The sequence below is a fragment of the Microcoleus sp. FACHB-68 genome (assembly GCF_014695715.1).
Taxonomy (GTDB): domain Bacteria; phylum Cyanobacteriota; class Cyanobacteriia; order Cyanobacteriales; family Oscillatoriaceae; genus FACHB-68.
Window position 1 is genome coordinate 129,799 of the sequence record NZ_JACJOT010000009.1, and the last position, 16,828, is coordinate 146,626.

General features: G+C 45.3%; 13 protein-coding genes and 1 tRNA gene. 8 read left to right on the top strand and 6 right to left on the bottom strand.

Going from position 1 to position 16,828, the window contains the following annotated elements; all coding sequences use genetic code 11:
* Nucleotides 1–18: 18 nt before the first annotated feature.
* From H6F73_RS16065 to H6F73_RS16080, 4 genes are all read left to right on the top strand, one after another.
* Complete coding sequence (locus tag H6F73_RS16065) at nt 19–399, top strand: response regulator (protein ID WP_190759763.1); 381 nt, start codon at nt 19–21, stop codon at nt 397–399.
* Nucleotides 396–998 (top strand): chemotaxis protein CheC, encoded by a 603-nt coding sequence (locus H6F73_RS16070; protein ID WP_190759764.1) that lies wholly within the window; start codon nt 396–398, stop codon nt 996–998. The genes H6F73_RS16065 and H6F73_RS16070 overlap by 4 nt, the downstream gene beginning before the upstream one ends.
* Nucleotides 999–1,000: 2 nt before the next feature.
* Nucleotides 1,001–3,037 carry a diguanylate cyclase gene (locus tag H6F73_RS16075; RefSeq protein WP_190759765.1) on the top strand — a complete coding sequence of 679 codons (2,037 nt, stop codon included), beginning with the start codon at nt 1,001–1,003 and terminating at the stop codon, nt 3,035–3,037.
* 441 nt (nt 3,038–3,478) lie between these two features.
* The gene (locus tag H6F73_RS16080) at nt 3,479–6,256 is read left to right on the top strand and encodes a PAS domain S-box protein (RefSeq protein WP_190759766.1); all 2,778 of its coding nucleotides are present in this window, start codon (nt 3,479–3,481) and stop codon (nt 6,254–6,256) included.
* A gap of 1 nt (nt 6,257) precedes the next feature.
* Here the strand turns inward: H6F73_RS16080 and H6F73_RS16085 are convergent, their stop codons facing one another.
* From H6F73_RS16085 to H6F73_RS26245, 3 genes are all read right to left on the bottom strand, one after another.
* Nucleotides 6,258–6,956 carry a hypothetical protein gene (locus tag H6F73_RS16085; RefSeq protein WP_190759767.1) on the bottom strand — a complete coding sequence of 233 codons (699 nt, stop codon included), beginning with the start codon at nt 6,954–6,956 and terminating at the stop codon, nt 6,258–6,260.
* Nucleotides 6,957–7,095: 139 nt separating this feature from the next.
* A tRNA-Gly gene (locus tag H6F73_RS16090) sits at nt 7,096–7,167 on the bottom strand.
* Nucleotides 7,168–7,228: 61 nt separating this feature from the next.
* On the bottom strand, nt 7,229–7,435 hold the full coding sequence (locus tag H6F73_RS26245; protein WP_206754747.1) for a hypothetical protein: 207 nt from the start codon (nt 7,433–7,435) through the stop codon (nt 7,229–7,231).
* A 251-nt stretch (nt 7,436–7,686) separates the two neighbouring features.
* Between H6F73_RS26245 and H6F73_RS16095 the strand changes: the two genes are divergently transcribed.
* The 4 genes from H6F73_RS16095 (at nt 7,687) to H6F73_RS16110 (ending at nt 11,799) form a co-directional block, all read left to right on the top strand.
* Nucleotides 7,687–8,526 carry an Npun_R2479 family HD domain-containing metalloprotein gene (locus H6F73_RS16095; protein ID WP_190759768.1) on the top strand — a complete coding sequence of 280 codons (840 nt, stop codon included), beginning with the start codon at nt 7,687–7,689 and terminating at the stop codon, nt 8,524–8,526.
* 125 nt (nt 8,527–8,651) lie between these two features.
* On the top strand, nt 8,652–9,779 hold the full coding sequence (locus H6F73_RS16100) for an AI-2E family transporter (RefSeq protein WP_190759769.1): 1,128 nt from the start codon (nt 8,652–8,654) through the stop codon (nt 9,777–9,779).
* A gap of 14 nt (nt 9,780–9,793) precedes the next feature.
* Nucleotides 9,794–10,861: an ABC transporter permease gene (locus H6F73_RS16105; RefSeq protein ID WP_190759770.1), complete on the top strand. Its 1,068-nt coding sequence runs from the start codon at nt 9,794–9,796 to the stop codon at nt 10,859–10,861.
* A gap of 182 nt (nt 10,862–11,043) precedes the next feature.
* Complete coding sequence (locus H6F73_RS16110; RefSeq protein ID WP_190759771.1) at nt 11,044–11,799, top strand: nucleoside phosphorylase; 756 nt, start codon at nt 11,044–11,046, stop codon at nt 11,797–11,799.
* Nucleotides 11,800–12,207: 408 nt separating this feature from the next.
* Here the strand turns inward: H6F73_RS16110 and tsaB are convergent, their stop codons facing one another.
* From tsaB to H6F73_RS16125, 3 genes are all read right to left on the bottom strand, one after another.
* Nucleotides 12,208–12,867 (bottom strand): tRNA (adenosine(37)-N6)-threonylcarbamoyltransferase complex dimerization subunit type 1 TsaB, encoded by a 660-nt coding sequence (tsaB, locus tag H6F73_RS16115; protein ID WP_190759772.1) that lies wholly within the window; start codon nt 12,865–12,867, stop codon nt 12,208–12,210.
* A gap of 426 nt (nt 12,868–13,293) precedes the next feature.
* On the bottom strand, nt 13,294–13,650 hold the full coding sequence (locus H6F73_RS16120; protein WP_190759773.1) for a hypothetical protein: 357 nt from the start codon (nt 13,648–13,650) through the stop codon (nt 13,294–13,296).
* A gap of 500 nt (nt 13,651–14,150) precedes the next feature.
* Entirely contained in the window at nt 14,151–16,595 is a 2,445-nt protein-coding gene (locus H6F73_RS16125) for a glycoside hydrolase family 31 protein (RefSeq protein ID WP_190759774.1), read from the bottom strand.
* Nucleotides 16,596–16,828 lie beyond the last annotated feature (233 nt).

Below are 16,828 nucleotides of genomic sequence, written 5' to 3' on the forward strand. Positions count from 1 at the left end.
TAAGGAGGCAATGGAAAAATGACGTTAATTCTCATTATCGAAGATGCTTGGTTTACTCGCAGGGCGATTTGCAAAATTTTGCAAGGGTCAGGTTACGAGACGCTGGAGGCTGCGAATGGACGCGAAGGGCTGGAGATAGTGGCGAGCCGGCCAGACATCGACTGTATGCTGCTAGACCTATTAATGCCAGAAGTGGACGGTTGGGGTGTTCTCAAAGCGCTACGCGAACAGCAGTCGCAGTTGCCGGTCATTGTGCTTACGGCAGACATCCAAGAAAGCACTCGCCTGCAATGCCTAGAACTCGGTGCCTTCACAGTGATTAACAAACCTCCCAAACCGGAGGAACTGCGCCACGTTCTTCAAGCCGCTTTAAGCGCCAGCGAGGAAAGCCAGCCATGAATTTGACAGCTAACCAAATTGATGCATTGCAGGAACTCGTTAACATTGGAGTTGGCCAAGCCGCAGGCGTTTTAAATGAGATGATCGACTCTCACATTCGCTTGCAAATTCCTTTTGTGAAAATTCTGTCGCCTATTGAGTTACAGCAGCAACTCGAAAGCCAGGTTAATGGAGAACAAATCTCTTCAGTTGGGCTTGGCTTCACCGGCTCGTTTAGCGGCTTAGCTCAGTTAGTTTTTCCGGCAGACAGTGCCGATATGCTGGTTGCTATGCTCACTGGCGAGGAATTGGGAACCCCTGACCTTGATTCAGTGAAAATTGGTACGCTAAGTGAAGTGGGAAATATTGTGATCAATGGCGTCATGGGTTCAATTAGCAATGTGCTTGAGCAACGCCTTGACTACTCACTTCCCAGCTACACAGAAGGAACCGTTGAACTGCTTGTGACATCTGGGAATTTGGCTCCTAAAGCGGTTGTTTTATTGGCTCAGACCCGTTTTAGCATCGAACGACTTCATATTGAGGGAGATGTTATTCTCATTTTTAATGTGGGTTCCTTTGACGCTTTACTGGCTGCTATTGATCAGGTTGCTGGATAGCAATGACACACGAAATCCAACAAGTTGAAGAAAAGTTTGGCGTTCTCGATCGCGTGCCGGTGGGGGTGTGCGTGCTGCGAGAGGATTTTGTCGTTTTGTTTTGGAACAGTTGCTTGGAAGATTGGACGCAAATCCCTAAAAATCTAATTTTAGGAACAAACATTCAAGCCCATTTTCCTCGCTTGCATCACCCCAAATATGCCACTCGTCTCAAATTAATATTTGCCGGCAGTCCTCCAGCTATCTTTTCGGCTCACATCCACAAGTATTTGATTCCTGCTTCTCTGCTAGATGGTCAGTGCCGCATTCAAGAATCAACAGTTACTGCTGTGCCGGCCCTTTCCGGAAAAGGATTTTACGCACTGCTTGTCATTCAGGATGTCACGGATCTGACTCACCGAATTCAAGATTACAGAGCCATGCGTGATCAGGCTTTAGATGAAATCAAGGAACGGCAACGAGTAGAAGAGGAATTGCGCTCAAGCCAGCATTTCGTCCAAAAAATGGCTGATGCAATTCCTTATTTAATGTACATTTACGACCTTATTGAACAGCAGAATATGTATGCAAATCATCAAATTACTGAAATACTAGGTTACACACCTGAAGAAGTCAAAGAAATGGGACAGGCGTTATTTTTAAACTTATTGCATCCTGAGGATTTAGCTTTACTGCCGGCACACCAGCAAAAAATAATCGCAATGCAGGATGGTGAGAGCATAGAGTTAGAGTATCGGATGAAGCATCGCTCTGGGGAATGGCGCTGGCTTCGCGGTCGGGAGCTAGTCTTTAGTAGAACAGAGGAGGGGGTGCCTAAACAGGTTCTTGGAACTGCTCAAGACATTACTGAATACAAGTGGGCGGAAGAGGTCGTACGACAACAAAATGAACGAGAACGTCTGATAAGAGTGATCGCTCAGCACATTCGCCAGTCGCTTAATCTTCAGGAAATTCTGAATACAACTGTCAGAGAAGTGAGGCAGTTTCTTCAGACTGATCGGGTAATATTTTTACGCTTGCAACCAAATGGTAAAGGCGTAGTAATGGTGGAGTCTGTTGGGCCTAATTGGACGAGACTGCTCGGCAAAGAAATCTTCGATCCTTGTTTTGCCAAAACTTATCTTGAACTTTATAAAAATGGTCGTACCCGCTCAATCGAAAATATTTATAGTGCCGATTTATCTCAATGTTATATTGATTTTTTGAAGCCGTTTGAGGTTATTGCTGATTTAACAGTTCCGATTTTGCAAGGAGTTAAAACCCAAGAAGGAGGCGAAATGGGTTTTAGCAAAGACTTGACTCACGAAAGCGTTCAAGATCGGGAGAAAGTTAATTTATCCCCCCCTTACCGCATCACTTCATCGCCTGAATTATGGGGTTTATTAATCGCTCATCATTGTAGCAGCTCTCGACAATGGCAGCCTTTGGAAATTGATTTACTTAAACAGTTAGCCACTCAAGTTGCGATTGCTATTCAACAAGCGGAACTTTATGAACAATTGCAGGCTGCAAATGAAGAGTTACAACGCTTAGCAACTTCAGATGGGTTGACTCAGCTTGCTAACCGCCGCCGGTTTGATGAATACTTAGATTTTGAGTGGCGGCAACTGGCACGCCAGCAAGAGCCACTGTCTTTAATTTTGTGTGATGTCGATTTTTTCAAAAGCTATAATGACACTTACGGTCATCAAGCCGGTGATGATTGTTTGCGGTTGGTAGCGGCAGCTATTCGTGATGCCGGCCAGCGGAGTGCTGATTTAGTTGCTCGCTATGGAGGAGAAGAATTTGCTTTAGTTTTACCGCACACAGATGTTAAAGGTGCCGCTTGTGTGGCAAAGGAAGTTCGCTCGAAAGTGAATAATTTGCAAATCCCTCATAGTGGTTCTCAAGTGAGTCAGTATGTCACCGTGAGTCTGGGTGTATCTAGCACGATTCCCCGACATGATTGCACGCCGGCAATGCTGATCGCCACGGCTGACAAAGCGCTGTATCAAGCGAAAGCGGAAGGACGTGACCGGATGTGGGTTTATCAAGCTTAACTGAAGATTTTAAGAAGATTGCCGGTAATAGAAAGCAGTTTTAGACTTCTTTAAAAAGGTTGTTTTACCTTGATCAAAAATTAGTAGATACTTTTGCCGGTAAAAAAGTAGTAGAACTCCTAACACTTTTAATAAAAATATAAATTTTTATAAACTTTTAATAATTCTAAATTAAGTTTTGATTTTTTAAGATAGAATATTCAAACGGATACTTTAATTACTTTGTCTATTCAATAATTGTCGTAATTATCCGTCTACTAATTTTTTTTCATTGCACTTAATTTGTACTAAATAGTTCTCAAAACCTAAACCTTCAATAGCCGAAGGCCCTTCAAATATTCTCATCAATAAAATGAGCTATAAAATTTTCCTGACTTTTCAGAGTCATTAGCTTTTATAAATAGGATTAATCCCACCTACTTCAGTAAAAACAAGCACAGAATGATGAGAACAATATTACCGGACTACATAAACAATCTAGGAAAAACACCCCTTGAGAAACAGCAGATTCAAAAAGTTCGCAAACAATTCTTGCAGAAGATTGTCGGAGGCTTAGGATTGGCAACCTGTACTTTAATAGTCATTGGAGGAGTCTGTTATCAGAGCATTACCCAACTTGTTAAAACAAATGAGTCAGTGGACAAAACGTTTTTAATTATTAAGCAACTCGATAACGTCCTCTCTCAAATGAAAGACGCAGAAACGGGGCAACGTGGCTACATAATAACAGGAAATGAGTCATATTTAGAACCCTATATTTCTGCTATTTCCATTGCTTCTAAAGAAGTTAAGAATCTCCGCTCCTTTAGAAGCAATCCTCTTAATCAAGAGCAAAAACTAACGCTTTTAGAGTCTTTAGTTGACAGTAAATTAGCAGAATTAAAGCAGACAATTGAGTTACGAAGAGAGCAGGGATTTGAACCGGCAAGGCGGGTTGTCGCCATGAATGAGGGAAAAAGAATAATGGATCAAATCCGGGTAATAGTTAATGACTTAGGAAATGAACATAGACAATTATTAAATCAGCAACAACAGCAAGCAAAAACTGCGGCAAACAAAGCTATTGTTACATTTTCTGGCGGAATATTATTGAATATTGGAATACTTTTTTGGATTTACAATATTATCTATTCGCAAATTAAAGAGCGTAACCAGACAGAAGAAACTCTCCAAAAAGAACGGGATTATACAGCCTTCATTATTCAAAAAACTCCAGCGATGATTCTGGGAATAACCCCCGATGGAGTAACAAAATTTATTAATCCTGCTGTTGAACAGATTACTGAGTATCCAGCGGAAGAATTGGTTGGGCAAAACTGGGCACAAAAATTCGCTCTAGGTAATGGTTCTCAACAAATTGAGGATTTATTTGGGAGTTATGAGCGAGAAAACTTGCGCGACGGCGAGATGGTTTTAACAACTCGAAACGGGGATAAACGAACAATTACTTGGAAATCTTTATATCGTTTTGATGAAAATAATAACTTAATCGAAATCGTTGGGTTTGGTAACGATATTAGCTACCGAGTCCGGGCGGAAGAAATTCGTAAAGGCGCTGAACTGCTGCAACTGGTACTAGATAATATTCCCCAATCCATTCTTTGGAAAGACCGAAATTCGGTTTACTTAGGTTGCAATCAAAATTGGTGTGAAATTGTTGGAATTAGTAGCCCAGAGAAGATTGTCGGAAAGACAGACTATGATTTATGGTCTCAGGAAGTAGCAGACGAATTCACAGCGCAAGATCGCCGGGTAATGGAGCTGAATCAACCGGAGTTGCACGATATTCAACGCAGAATACAAACCGATGGTGATGAAATATGGCTAGACATTAATCGATTGCCGATTCATGATATTGAAGGGAAAGTAATTGGCATTTTAACAACGATTGAAGACATCACCGAACGCAAACAAGCTGAAAAAACTTTGCGACAGAATATGCAAATGCTTGATTTAGCGAGTGATGCCATCATTATTCGGAGTTTAGATGACAAGATTACTTATTGGAATCAGGGTGCTAAGCAGTTGTACGGTTGGACAAAACAAGAGGTATTGGGGCAATATATTCACACTTTCTTGCAAACAGTTTTTCCCCAACCCCTCGAGGAAGTGTTAGCAAAATTTCTGCGTGAAGGGCAATGGGAAGGTGAATTGATTCACACCAAGCTTGACGGTACGAAAATCATCGTGGGAAGCCGCTGGACTTTGCAACGGGATGAATTGGGGCAACCTATAGCAATGCTGGAAATTAACAGTGATATTACTGAACGCAAGCAGGCACTTAATGCTTTGCGAGAATCGGAAGTGCGCGAACGAGAAAAAGCCCAACAGTTGGAGCAAACTTTACATCAATTACAAAAGACCCAATCCCAATTAATACAGACTGAAAAAATGTCTAGTTTAGGTCAATTAGTAGCTGGGGTTGCTCATGAGATTAATAATCCCGTTAATTTCATTTACGGGAATCTTATACACGCTGATGAATATACTCAAAACTTGCTCAACTTGCTGCATCTTTACCAGCAGCACTATCCTAAACCGCCGGCTGACATCGAAGCAGAAACTGAAGCAATTGACCTTGATTTCCTCATAGAAGATTTACCTAAAATGCTGTCTTCTATGAAAGTGGGGGCTGATCGGATTCGTCAGATTGTTCTTTCCCTGCGGAATTTTTCGCGGCTGGATGAAGCCGACATGAAAGAAGTTGATATTCACGAAGGAATTGACAGCACCCTGTTAATTTTACAAAACCGGCTTAAGGCGAAATCAGATAGTGCCGGCATTCAAGTGATTAAAAATTATGGCAATTTGCCCTTGGTAGAGTGTTATGTCGGGCAATTAAACCAGGTATTTATGAACATTCTCACCAATGCCATTGACGCACTCGACCAAAACAGCAAGCAGGGTTCTGATAGAGGAAATCAGAACAATTGTGACACAATTACGATTCGTACTGAAAGACCAAGCCCCGATACGGTTACTGTCAGTATTTCAGATAATGGCCCTGGCATGACAGAAGACGTTAAGGCGCGTCTATTCGATCCATTCTTCACGACCAAGCCGATTGGTCAGGGAACCGGCTTGGGGTTAGCAATTAGTTATGAAATTATAACGGAAAAACATAGAGGAATGCTGAAGTGTGAGTCAAAACCTGGCAGGGGAACAGAGTTCTTAATTGAAATTCCAGTACGGCAAGCTCAATCACTATCAGGTTCTTAAGTTAATCTACACATAGCCCATCTTGCTTGGGATCTTCATAGATTTTTTCTCGTGATATTTCTGTCACTTCCCCTGTTTTAGTCACCGTATAATCCACTGCATAATGTGGGTGTGGGCCGCAACCACACACTTGATAGTCAAAGAGATTTACTTGATACCCACTCGCTATCTTTTTGACAGAAGTATCTTTAATTTTAGGGACAAAAACTCGAAACTCTTTCGGCACAGTGATCTTGGATCTGGGATAAGATTTGGTTAAAGCAACTGCAAAACTTAAAGCCTCTTCCGGTTTTTCCACCGGCGCGAAAAACTTTTGAAACGCTTCTTTCGTTGCAATCTCTTTAAACTCATTGTCAGCCGTTAAGACAATATACTTGTTATACAAGGGCAGTCGGCAACCTTTCCGCGATATTCCTTCGCTTGTTGTCGAAGTATTTCTATTGATAAATGTGCATTCAGCAATTGGCAATGCGGGAGACAAACCAATCAAAGCGCCTGATGGAGGAATTATCCTTTCGCAGGAAAACTTTTCTTCTAACTTAATTTTGGAACAATTTAAATTCTCTCCTTCTTGCACACAGCCGGCTTGAATAAACCCAGAAATATCTACGGTTGCACTGCGGTCGTTTTTCGCCGTACTCTCAAGTTGAGGGATCAGCAATGAAAGGCTAACGAGAATGACTCCTAAAATAAGCCCCATCAAAAAACGAGCTTTCTTAGATTGCATAATTTTGGTTAAAATTTGAAAGACAGAAGACTAAATTTTTAAGAAAGTTCTGCAACAGGTATTAACTCACCTGCAAATCTGCTGCCAAAACCGCTATAAATGTAGGGATGAAAGCGGGCGATGGGACTCGAACCCACGACGTTCAGCTTGGGAAGCTGACATTCTACCACTGAATTACGCCCGCGTCAAGTCATTTGTTACCATTTTCACCGGCTCGACCGGGGTAACTTCAAACTAGAAAAAGATTATATCATGATTTGCTCACCGGCATTGCTCCATTCTTGACTGGAGAGCCGGCAGAAGTTGACAGCACAAAAATATTGCCAAATGCGAAGCACAGAAGCAGAAGCGCAGATCATCCCACTCCCGCTAGAAAATACCCCCCTAAAACTTGAGGCTTCTCGCTTTTTATACGCCTTGAGGGGGATGAAGGAGTGGTGATTTACTAGCATTGAACCTTAAAATACGTTCATGAGAACAACAAATTGATGTTGTTGAGCCAAATGTTCTATCTGAACATTTTCCCCCACCCAAATACTTATGGTTCAGATACGCGATTCCCAATGCACTCGAATCATCAGCCAGAACACTTGGTATCCATTTTTAACCGTGTTTCTCACTGCTGATGCTTGACATTCAAACAAATTTCTGATTATCTTTCCCCTCTCAAACGCATTGCATTCAGCATAAGCGAGCACCCAGTATGTTCAACGCCACTGAACTTTTGATTGACACCTTTGTAGACAAGCTTCGGGACGGCTACCGCCGCACCTACGGAGGCTACCGGCCAGATTACGAAGACATTATTGCTTGGGCTGGGGGCATGGCTTTGGAAAACATTGCCAACAGCGATGCCCTGTATCACAATGTAGAACACACAATAATGGTCGCTCTCGTCGGGCAAGAACTTTTGCGCGGCAAACACATCCGTGAGGGTGGAGTTTCTTGCGAAGACTGGCTGCACTTCATTATTTCTTTGGTTTGCCATGACATCGGTTATGTGAAAGGTGTCTGCCGGCAAGACAAGGATGGAATGTACGCCACAGGGCAAGATGGGACAATGGTTTGTCTGCCCCCCGGATCTTCAGATGCCGGCCTGACTCCTTATCATGTAGACCGGGCAAAACTGTTTATTGATGAACGATTTGGCGGTCATAAATTGATTGATTCTGAAGTGATCAAACGCAACATAGAATTGACGCGTTTCCCGGTGCCCAAAAAAGAAGATCATCAAGATACCATCAATTATCCCGGCTTAGTTCGCGCTGCCGACCTCATCGGTCAACTCAGTGATCCGCGATACCTGAAAAAAATTAGTGCCTTATTCTATGAATTTGAAGAAACCGGCACCAATAAATATTTGGGATACAATCATCCCGGACATCTGCGGCAAAACTATCCCAAATTTTACTGGAATGGCGTTCATCCTTATGTCAAAGATGCGCTGCATTATTTATCGCTGACGCAACAAGGTAAACAAGTGATTGCAAACCTCTACTCAAATGTATTTGTCGTTGAGCACGAAAAGCTCGATGATGAATAAATAGCTAGTGGCAAAACGAGAAGGGAGAAGCGACAAGCAACTAACAAGTTTTTCCCTTCTCCCAATCCCCATGCTGCTAGCCAATCGTCAAACCTCTGCCCTGAACTCACCCTCACCCCAGATTGATGAATCCAGTCTTTTCTCCCATTCAAAGGTTTTTGCTCACTTGGTTACTGATCTTCTTTTCGGGTTGGGCGATGCTGAGTGCCCTTAGCTACGTGGGTGAGTTGCTCAGTATTCTCATTACCGCCGGCCTGATTGCATTTTTGCTGAACTACGCAGTCGCGAGATTGCAGCACATTTTGCCCCGTGGAGTAGCCGCCGGCCTGGTGTATTTAGCAGCCGGTCTGGCAGTTGTGCTGATTGGATTGACCATTGTGCCGCCGGTGTTCGCTCAAGGCCGGCAACTAGCAACCAATTTCCCTTCACTGCTAGAATCTGCCCAGCAACAGATCGACTCCTTCCAAACCTGGAGTGTTGAACACAATTTGCCCTTTGATGTGCGGATTTTGGCCCAACAGTTGCTAACACGACTGCAAGCCCAAGCCGAGGAAATCGCAGCAAGAGGTTTCGGCTTGGTTCTCGGTACAGTCAACTGGTTTTTAGACTTCATCTTGATCCTGGTGATCTCCTTTTATATGCTCGTTGATGGAGATCGGGTTTGGAACGCTTTAACCAGTTTTTTCTCGCCCACAATTCGCCACGGATTAACTGAATCTTTACAGCGTAATCTCCAGCGGTTTGTCTCAGGGCAACTGCTACTAGGTTTGTTTATGGCAGTTACGCTGGCGGTAGCTTTCTGGCTGTTGCGAGTGCCCTTTTTCCTGCTATTTGCAGTCTTTATCGGCATCATGGAAGCCATTCCGTTTGTGGGAGCAACTTTAGGCATTGGCACCGTTAGCATTATTGTGGCCTTTATTGACTGGTGGCAAGCGCTGCAAGTCTTGGCTGTTGCAGTCGCACTCCAGCAAGTAAAGGACAATTTGATCGGCCCTCGAATTATGGGAAATCTCACCGGCTTGTCGCCGGTATTTATCTTTGCATCCCTGCTGTTAGGCGCTAGAGTGGGGGGACTCTTAGGTGTGATCTTGGCAATTCCCATGACCGGCGTGGTTAAAAGTATTGCGGAAATTGTTCTCGACCCAACCCTACCTCCTCAAACCGGCTCATTTTTCCACAATCCCATTGATGACGACGCTCCCACAGCGCTGCTGCCAGAGGAAAAATTAGCACAACCAAACTCTAAACTCTAACTTCTAAAATTGATATGAATTGGTGGCAAAAGCTTAAAAAAAATCCGTTAGCTCGCTTTGGGGCGCTGTTACTATTAACGTTCTACCTAGCAGCGATCGCCGCTGACTTTGTTGCGCCTTACGACCCTTACGAATCGCAACCCGATGGCGCATTACTGCCGCCCACCCAGATTGCTTGGAATAACCCAGCGGGGCAGTTTACAGGGCCGCACGTTTATGTCACCACCCAAGGGCCGGTGGATCTGAACACCGGCGATCGCAAACTGATCAAAAATAAGCAACAATCTTCGCCCATTCATCTGTTTGCCAAAGGCTACCCATACCGGCTGCTTGGGGTGATCCCCTCAGACCGGCACTTGTTCGGCACCACAGGGCCGGCTAAATTTAACCTGCTAGGCACCGATGAGCAAGCCCGTGATCAATTCAGCCGGCTGGTGCATGGCAGCCGCATTAGTCTGTTCATCGGTTTAGTTGGCATTGCCATTTCCTTTCCCCTCGGTTTATTAGTCGGGGGAATTTCTGGCTATTTCGGCGGCTGGCTTGACACCACTTTTATGCGCTTAGTGGAAGTCTTGATGACGATCCCCGGAATTTATCTATTGGTTGCCCTCGCGGCTGTGCTGCCTGCCGGTCTCACCAGCGCCCAGCGGTTTCTGTTAATTGTTGTCATCACCTCTTTCATCAGCTGGGCTGGATTGGCGCGGGTGATTCGGGGACAGGTACTCTCGATTAAACAGCGGGAATTTGTGCAATCAGCGCGAGCAATGGGCGCGAATCCCCTCTACATCATTGTCCGTCACGTTTTGCCCCAAACAGCAACTTATGTGATTATCTCCGCAACCCTGGCGGTTCCAGGCTTTATCGTAGCGGAAGCTGTGCTGAGTCTGATTGGCTTGGGCATTCAGCAGCCTGATCCGTCCTGGGGAAATATGCTGTCTTTGGCAACAAATGCTTCGATTTTGGTGCTACAACCCTGGCTAGTTTTGTCGCCGGCTTTATTGATTATCCTGACGATGCTGGCATTTAATTTGCTAGGAGATGCCTTGCGCGATGCCCTCGATCCACGCAGTTTGCAACGCTAGTAGGAATAAGCCGGCATTAGGGGATTGAAAATTATTGGTTACTAGCCGCCAATTCCCACCCCCGCATTTAAATTGAAAACTAACTCTCTAAGTCTCTAACTCAGGACTTTATGTTGTTGGGTTGACGAAGGAAACCCAACCTACAACTACTCTCTAACTCACCCACTCAGGACTCAGCACTTATGTATCACATTGGGTTTGGGCGCGAGGATTTGGGTTCTCAGATGCCGGTGATGGCGCTGCTATCTGGCGATCCGGATCGCGCCCGTTTAATCGCCCAGACTTATTTGCAGGATGTGGTGGGGTTGTCTGAGAATCGGGGATTGAATAGTTATTTGGGTAAGTTGCCCAATGGGCGAGTGGTTTTGTCTGCAACCACCGGCATGGGGGCACCCAGTTTAAGTATTGTGGTGAATGAGTTGGTGCAGGTGGGCATCCGGCAAATGATTCGGGTGGGCACTTGTGGCTCAATTCAAGCTGAGGTGCCTGCCGGATCGATTGTGATTTCTCGTGCGGCGCTGTGCCGGCAGGGGGCGGCAAATGACATCGCGCCGGTGGAGTATCCGGCAGCCGCCGATCCGTTTCTCACGGTGGCGCTGATTCAGGCGGCGCGGGAATTAAATATTGAACACTATGCCGGCATTACCGCTTCGGTGGATACGTTTTATGAGGGGCAAGAACGCACCGACTCGGCAAATCCCCATTTATTACGCCGGCTGCAAGGCATTACGGAAGAATATCGCCGGCTGAATATACTCAATTACGAAATGGAGTGCGGGACGCTGTTTAAAATGGCGGGAGTTTATAACTTTGCGGCTGGGTGTGTCTGTGGGGTAGTGGCGCAGCGTGCCGGTGGTGAACAGATTGTTTTAGAGTTGAAAGATAACGCAGTGGAGAATGCCATAAAGGTAGCGGTACGCGCTGCTGAGTGCTTTTAATGATCTGCGATGATACATTCTTCTAGCCCGTGGCCAAATATAAAGCCCGAAAACAAAAATCCCATGCCTGTGAGCACGGGAGGTAAATGGGTTTTGGGTTTTTCATTGTTTAAAGTATCCCAACATAAACGTTTCGAGTTGAGGTAGCCTGTGCCGGATTTTTAAATGTCACAATATCAGTACAATCACTGAAGGGGCGGCTGCAATTGCATGAATAAACTTTAAAATATGTCTATCAGTTTTCATCAGATTGCCAAGGCTATACAGTATTTACCCTATTGTGGATATTGCAATGATTTGATAATAAATTCGTGGCTTAGGGCTGCCCACATGGCAAAGCAATCGTGTAGAAATCTCTGGTTTAATCGATTTACACGCGAATGCTTTACCCTTAAATACACAGTGCGGCTACTGAGCGGTAAAATTCTTATCCTCAACCGGATGCTGGCCATAGAAAGGAAGGGCTTCTGACCAGTTGGGGGAAAGTCCCTGTTGCCAATCAAAATAAGCGAGTGTTAGGAGGCTGCCAACGGATGCCCCTAAGCCGGCTTCGGCGTGAATTTGGTAATAGGAATTGGGCCAACCGGCTAGGGTTTGCTGCCATTGTTCTAATGTCATTGCGCTGTCTGGCAACAACGTTGTTAATCCTGCATTTGGGGAGGGTTTATAGATGCCGGCAAATATTTGTCCCCGTTGCGCCGGCATTTGAACGGCGAGATCCGTGTTATCGGGAATAGAAGTATTTGTAAGTTTTTGAAAGTACGCGGCTGCTGCTAAGGTGGAGATGGCAAACAGAGGAATGTCTAACTGTTGGGCGAGGGTACGGGCGGTGACAACGCCGATGCGAGTGCCGGTGAAGCTTCCGGGACCTTTGGCAACGGCAATAAAGGCTAAATCTGACCAAGTTTGAGGCTGGATAAATTCAGCGAGATACTGATGGAATTGGGTGGAGAGTTCCCGTCCTAAATCCCAAGTTTGGCTGCGAACTTCATCCGCAAAGTTGCTGATGGCTAGACCCAATTCTGGGCTAGAGGTGTGGATGGCGAGGGCGTATTTACTGGGAAACATTTACCTATTGATAATCGAAAGCCCACATCCTTGAGGGGTTGCGTGCCGGCTTTTACAAGTTTAAATTTTTTAGCTTTATTCAGAATAAAACGAATTGGCAGGTATAAGTTAGAAATTTTGATTTTCTACAATTATTCGGAATTTATTTTACAAATTGGTTGAGATTGCTAATGAGCCAACAAAATCGATTGTTTAATGGTTGGTTGCTCATTTCAGAAAATTATCTTTCTAGCTTTCTTTTCCATAAAAATAGAAGAGTGAATTGTGAAGCCGAAAGAGACTATTTTCTCTTTTTTGTTCACAGTTCACTCTTTACATTGCTATCGATAAGTTTTTACAGAGGATTTTGACGTCTGTTCGGTGAATTATATTGCTTAGAAGCTTTTCTTTAAATGATTTCGCCGCTCAGCAACGCCTCTGAAACTCTTACCTGGCCGGTTGGAATTGAATGGGAAGCGCCACAGTCATTTTTTTGCGGCTTTGCTTATCATAAACGTCTGCCAGTCTGTACAGTTGTCTTGCGGCTGGTGGGTTGGAGACTTGCACTTCTTGAGTCAAAGTCGGCAGAATTTCAACAACGCGATATCTTCTATCTTCGCTTTTCCAGGTGTAGTTAATGATTGGGTTCCCCAATTCATTGCGATTGATAATAATTGGCAGTTCGCTAATGACTGGGTAATCTTCGCCGCCGACTTTAACGACTGTTTGGGAAAAAGCGGGAAACGGTAGTCCGGCAAATAGTAATGTAATCCCCGCGCCTACAAACCAACTTTTTACCTTCATGCTTTACCTTTTTTTGTCTCTAAGTTTGCACCTGCCAAACCTATCAAACTTTTTAAAATATGTCAAGCTATCTAAAAGATTACTTAAACTTTTTTTTAGAAACTTTTTTGATAAAACTTCGTCTCTTAAAAGATTTAGGCTTAACTGTAAATTGCCTTAAGTTGCTCGCTAGAAAAAGGCCGACTTTTAACTAAAGACAAAGATTAACCCAGAGAATTTAAGGATAAATACTGATCAACCATTATATGAAGGAAGGAAGAGATTACACCTTTCTAATTTGGCGCTCACACGCTTTCAATAAAACAGCGTATGCGTTATTGATAGTAGTTTACCCCTATTGGCAACATTACCGATAGAAATACCCAAGCAATCAGCGCGATTCGCGCAACTCCTGCTGAGCGAAGAATAGTGAGGAGCCGGCAACCACACCCACTCCTCAATATAAATTGTTTGCAACACCGGCACTCAAGCGCCACGCTTTTTTCGTGCCAGATATTCCATCAAAGCGTAGTGCCAGCAAACTCTCCCTGAAACCGAACTTTCTCAAAGTGTTGGCATTCGAGTTGTTGCCCCTGATACGAAACCTCGATATCATCCACCCAAGCTTGCTGTAGCGTAACGCCATGCAGATGCAGCCGTACAGTTGTATAGGGGAACGGGTAATCTCCGGAAGATTCCCAAGTGAGTTCTAAACTGTTTGAGGATAACACCATTTGGAAACGATCCACCCGGTATCCTCCATAGCCATCACCGGCATCGCTGTAGAGGTAATCCACAGATGTTTCTGTCTCAGGCGGGTAAAGGTGCAGAGTTAATTGCCCCTCCGCTTCCATTGGCAAAATCGTGCCGGCTTTCACCAAAACCGGAATCTGCTCTAATGGTGCTTCAAGCTCAACCATCTGCCCACCTTGAAGTTGGGCGTCATCCCAGAAATGATACCACCGCCCCTGCGGCAATCTCACCGCTCGCGAGCGTGCGCCATCGAATACAATCGGACAAATTAAGAGCGCTTCACCCAACAAGAATGCATCATCGATCCCCCAGAGTGCTTCGTCATGACTATCAGACCAGAAAAGCGGACGAACCGGCGGATAACCCTTTTTACTGGCTTCCCAAGCCAACGTGTAGAAGTAGGGAAGCAGCCGGTAGCGCAGTTCCAAGAATTGCCGAATGATACTCAGGTAAGGTTCGCCATACGTCCAAGGTGTGCGCTGTTCAACGTTATTAGAAGAGTGGGTGCGGCAAAACGTTAAAAAGCTAGACATTTGGAACCAGCGCAGGTAAAGCTCAGCGGGAGGATTTCCTTGGAAACCGCCAATATCTGGGCCACTGTAAGGAATTCCTGACAATCCTAAACCCACGACTGTTGATACAGTCAGTCGCAGCGCAGCCCAGGTACACTCAATGTCACCCGTCCAAGTCCAGGCATAGCGCTGGAGTCCCGCCCAACCGGCACGAGAAACAATAAAAGGACGCCGATCCTGGTAGCCGCGCAGGGCTTCGTAGCCGGCTTCCGCTTGCAGCAACCCATAAATATTATGAGCCTCGCGGTGATCCCCGCCTCTGCCTTCCATTAAATGCTGGGTTGGTTTGGGCAGTGAGCGATCGCCCCAAAGGATAAAGGCTGCCGGCTCGTTCATATCATGCCAAAATCCCGCCACGCCGACATCAAGAAGGTATAAATACTGCCGGCTCCACCACTTGCGAACCACCGGATTTGTAAAGTCTGGGAAAACACACCAACCGGGCCAAACCGGGGCCACCACAAGCTTGCCATCAGGGAGCCGGCAAAACGCTTCCAGCAATTGACCTTCTAGGAATAAGTTACTTTGCCGGCTATATTTAATCCCCGGATTCATAATCGTAATAAACCGCACCCCTTGCTCTGCGAGTTCTTGCGTAAAACCCTTGAGATTGGGAAATCGATCTGGGTCGATTGTAAAGGCACGAAACCCAACCTGAATATCGATATCTAGGTGAATGGCACTCAGCGGCAAATTGTGACGTTTAAACGCCTCTGCTTCTTCTCTAACGACCTCTTCGGTACGGTAGCCCCAGTGAGATTGGTGATAGCCCAAAGCCCAGCGGGGAGGCAGGGGGGCGCGTCCGGTTAACTCTGTATAGCGCTCTAGCAGATGAGGAGGAGAGCCAGAACTTAGATAATAACGCAGCGATCCCCCTTCAAAATCGGCGGTGGCATTATCATCAAAGGTAAATTTTGCCTCAAAAGAATTTTCATAGAAAATGAGGTAACTCCCTGAAGCGTGAAGTCCGATATAAACGGGAATGCAGATATACATCGGGTCTGAACCCGGCCCATACATCCCCGCCGCGTCGTAGTTCCACATCCGGTAAGAAGTTTGCACTCTGCCGTCTTTGGGATCGCGCAGATTGATCGGAAATGCGCGTTCTCCAAGTCCGTAGATGTGTTCTTCTTTTCGCAGTTGCGCTTGATGAACCCATCCGTCACCCTTCCGCTGGGGAGGCATTTCTTCCCGCAATAGTTGCCCATCGGCGTCGTAAAATTTCAGACTGCCATCAATGCTAACCGTCACTTTCAGGCCGGCTGGCTCTTGGCTTGATACACTCCAGCTATCACCGGCTTCTTCCAGTACGGTTTCTACATCTGGCCAATCTTGACGGGCGATGGCGTAGGGAACCGGCGCGATGCCGCCTAACCAGTTTACTCGGACAAAATCAGGCTTGAGAAAGCTGATTTCTAGTTCTGTTTGCTCGAAGTAAAAATGAGCGCCTCTGGCAGTTGGCTCAGCCTTGAGGAGTTTTCCGGGTTTGTCAAACGCTTCCTGTGCCGGTGGGATGGCAAACTCGCGTTCTAGCCGGTCTCGTCTGCGCGAATACAGATACGCCTTTGGGGTGTAGCTCACGTAGAAGAGCGACCCTAAAAAAAACTTGACTTTCAGTGATAGCTGCTTGAAGAGGCTCATAAGGCTTTTGTCAGTTTGCGATCAGATGTTGTCAGCCGCCTAACAATTTCTTTAATAGTTAAACTCTTCAATTATTTGCAAGTTTCACTGCCGGCGTTATCAATCCTGGGACGGATTTACTCCAATGAATAGAAGTTTCTGATGTTCGTGACTTTTTTCCAAGTACGAATTTTATACTTCAAATGTAATTGTTACTTTTGCTACAGTTGAATTCGCTTAAGTATTGCCGGCTA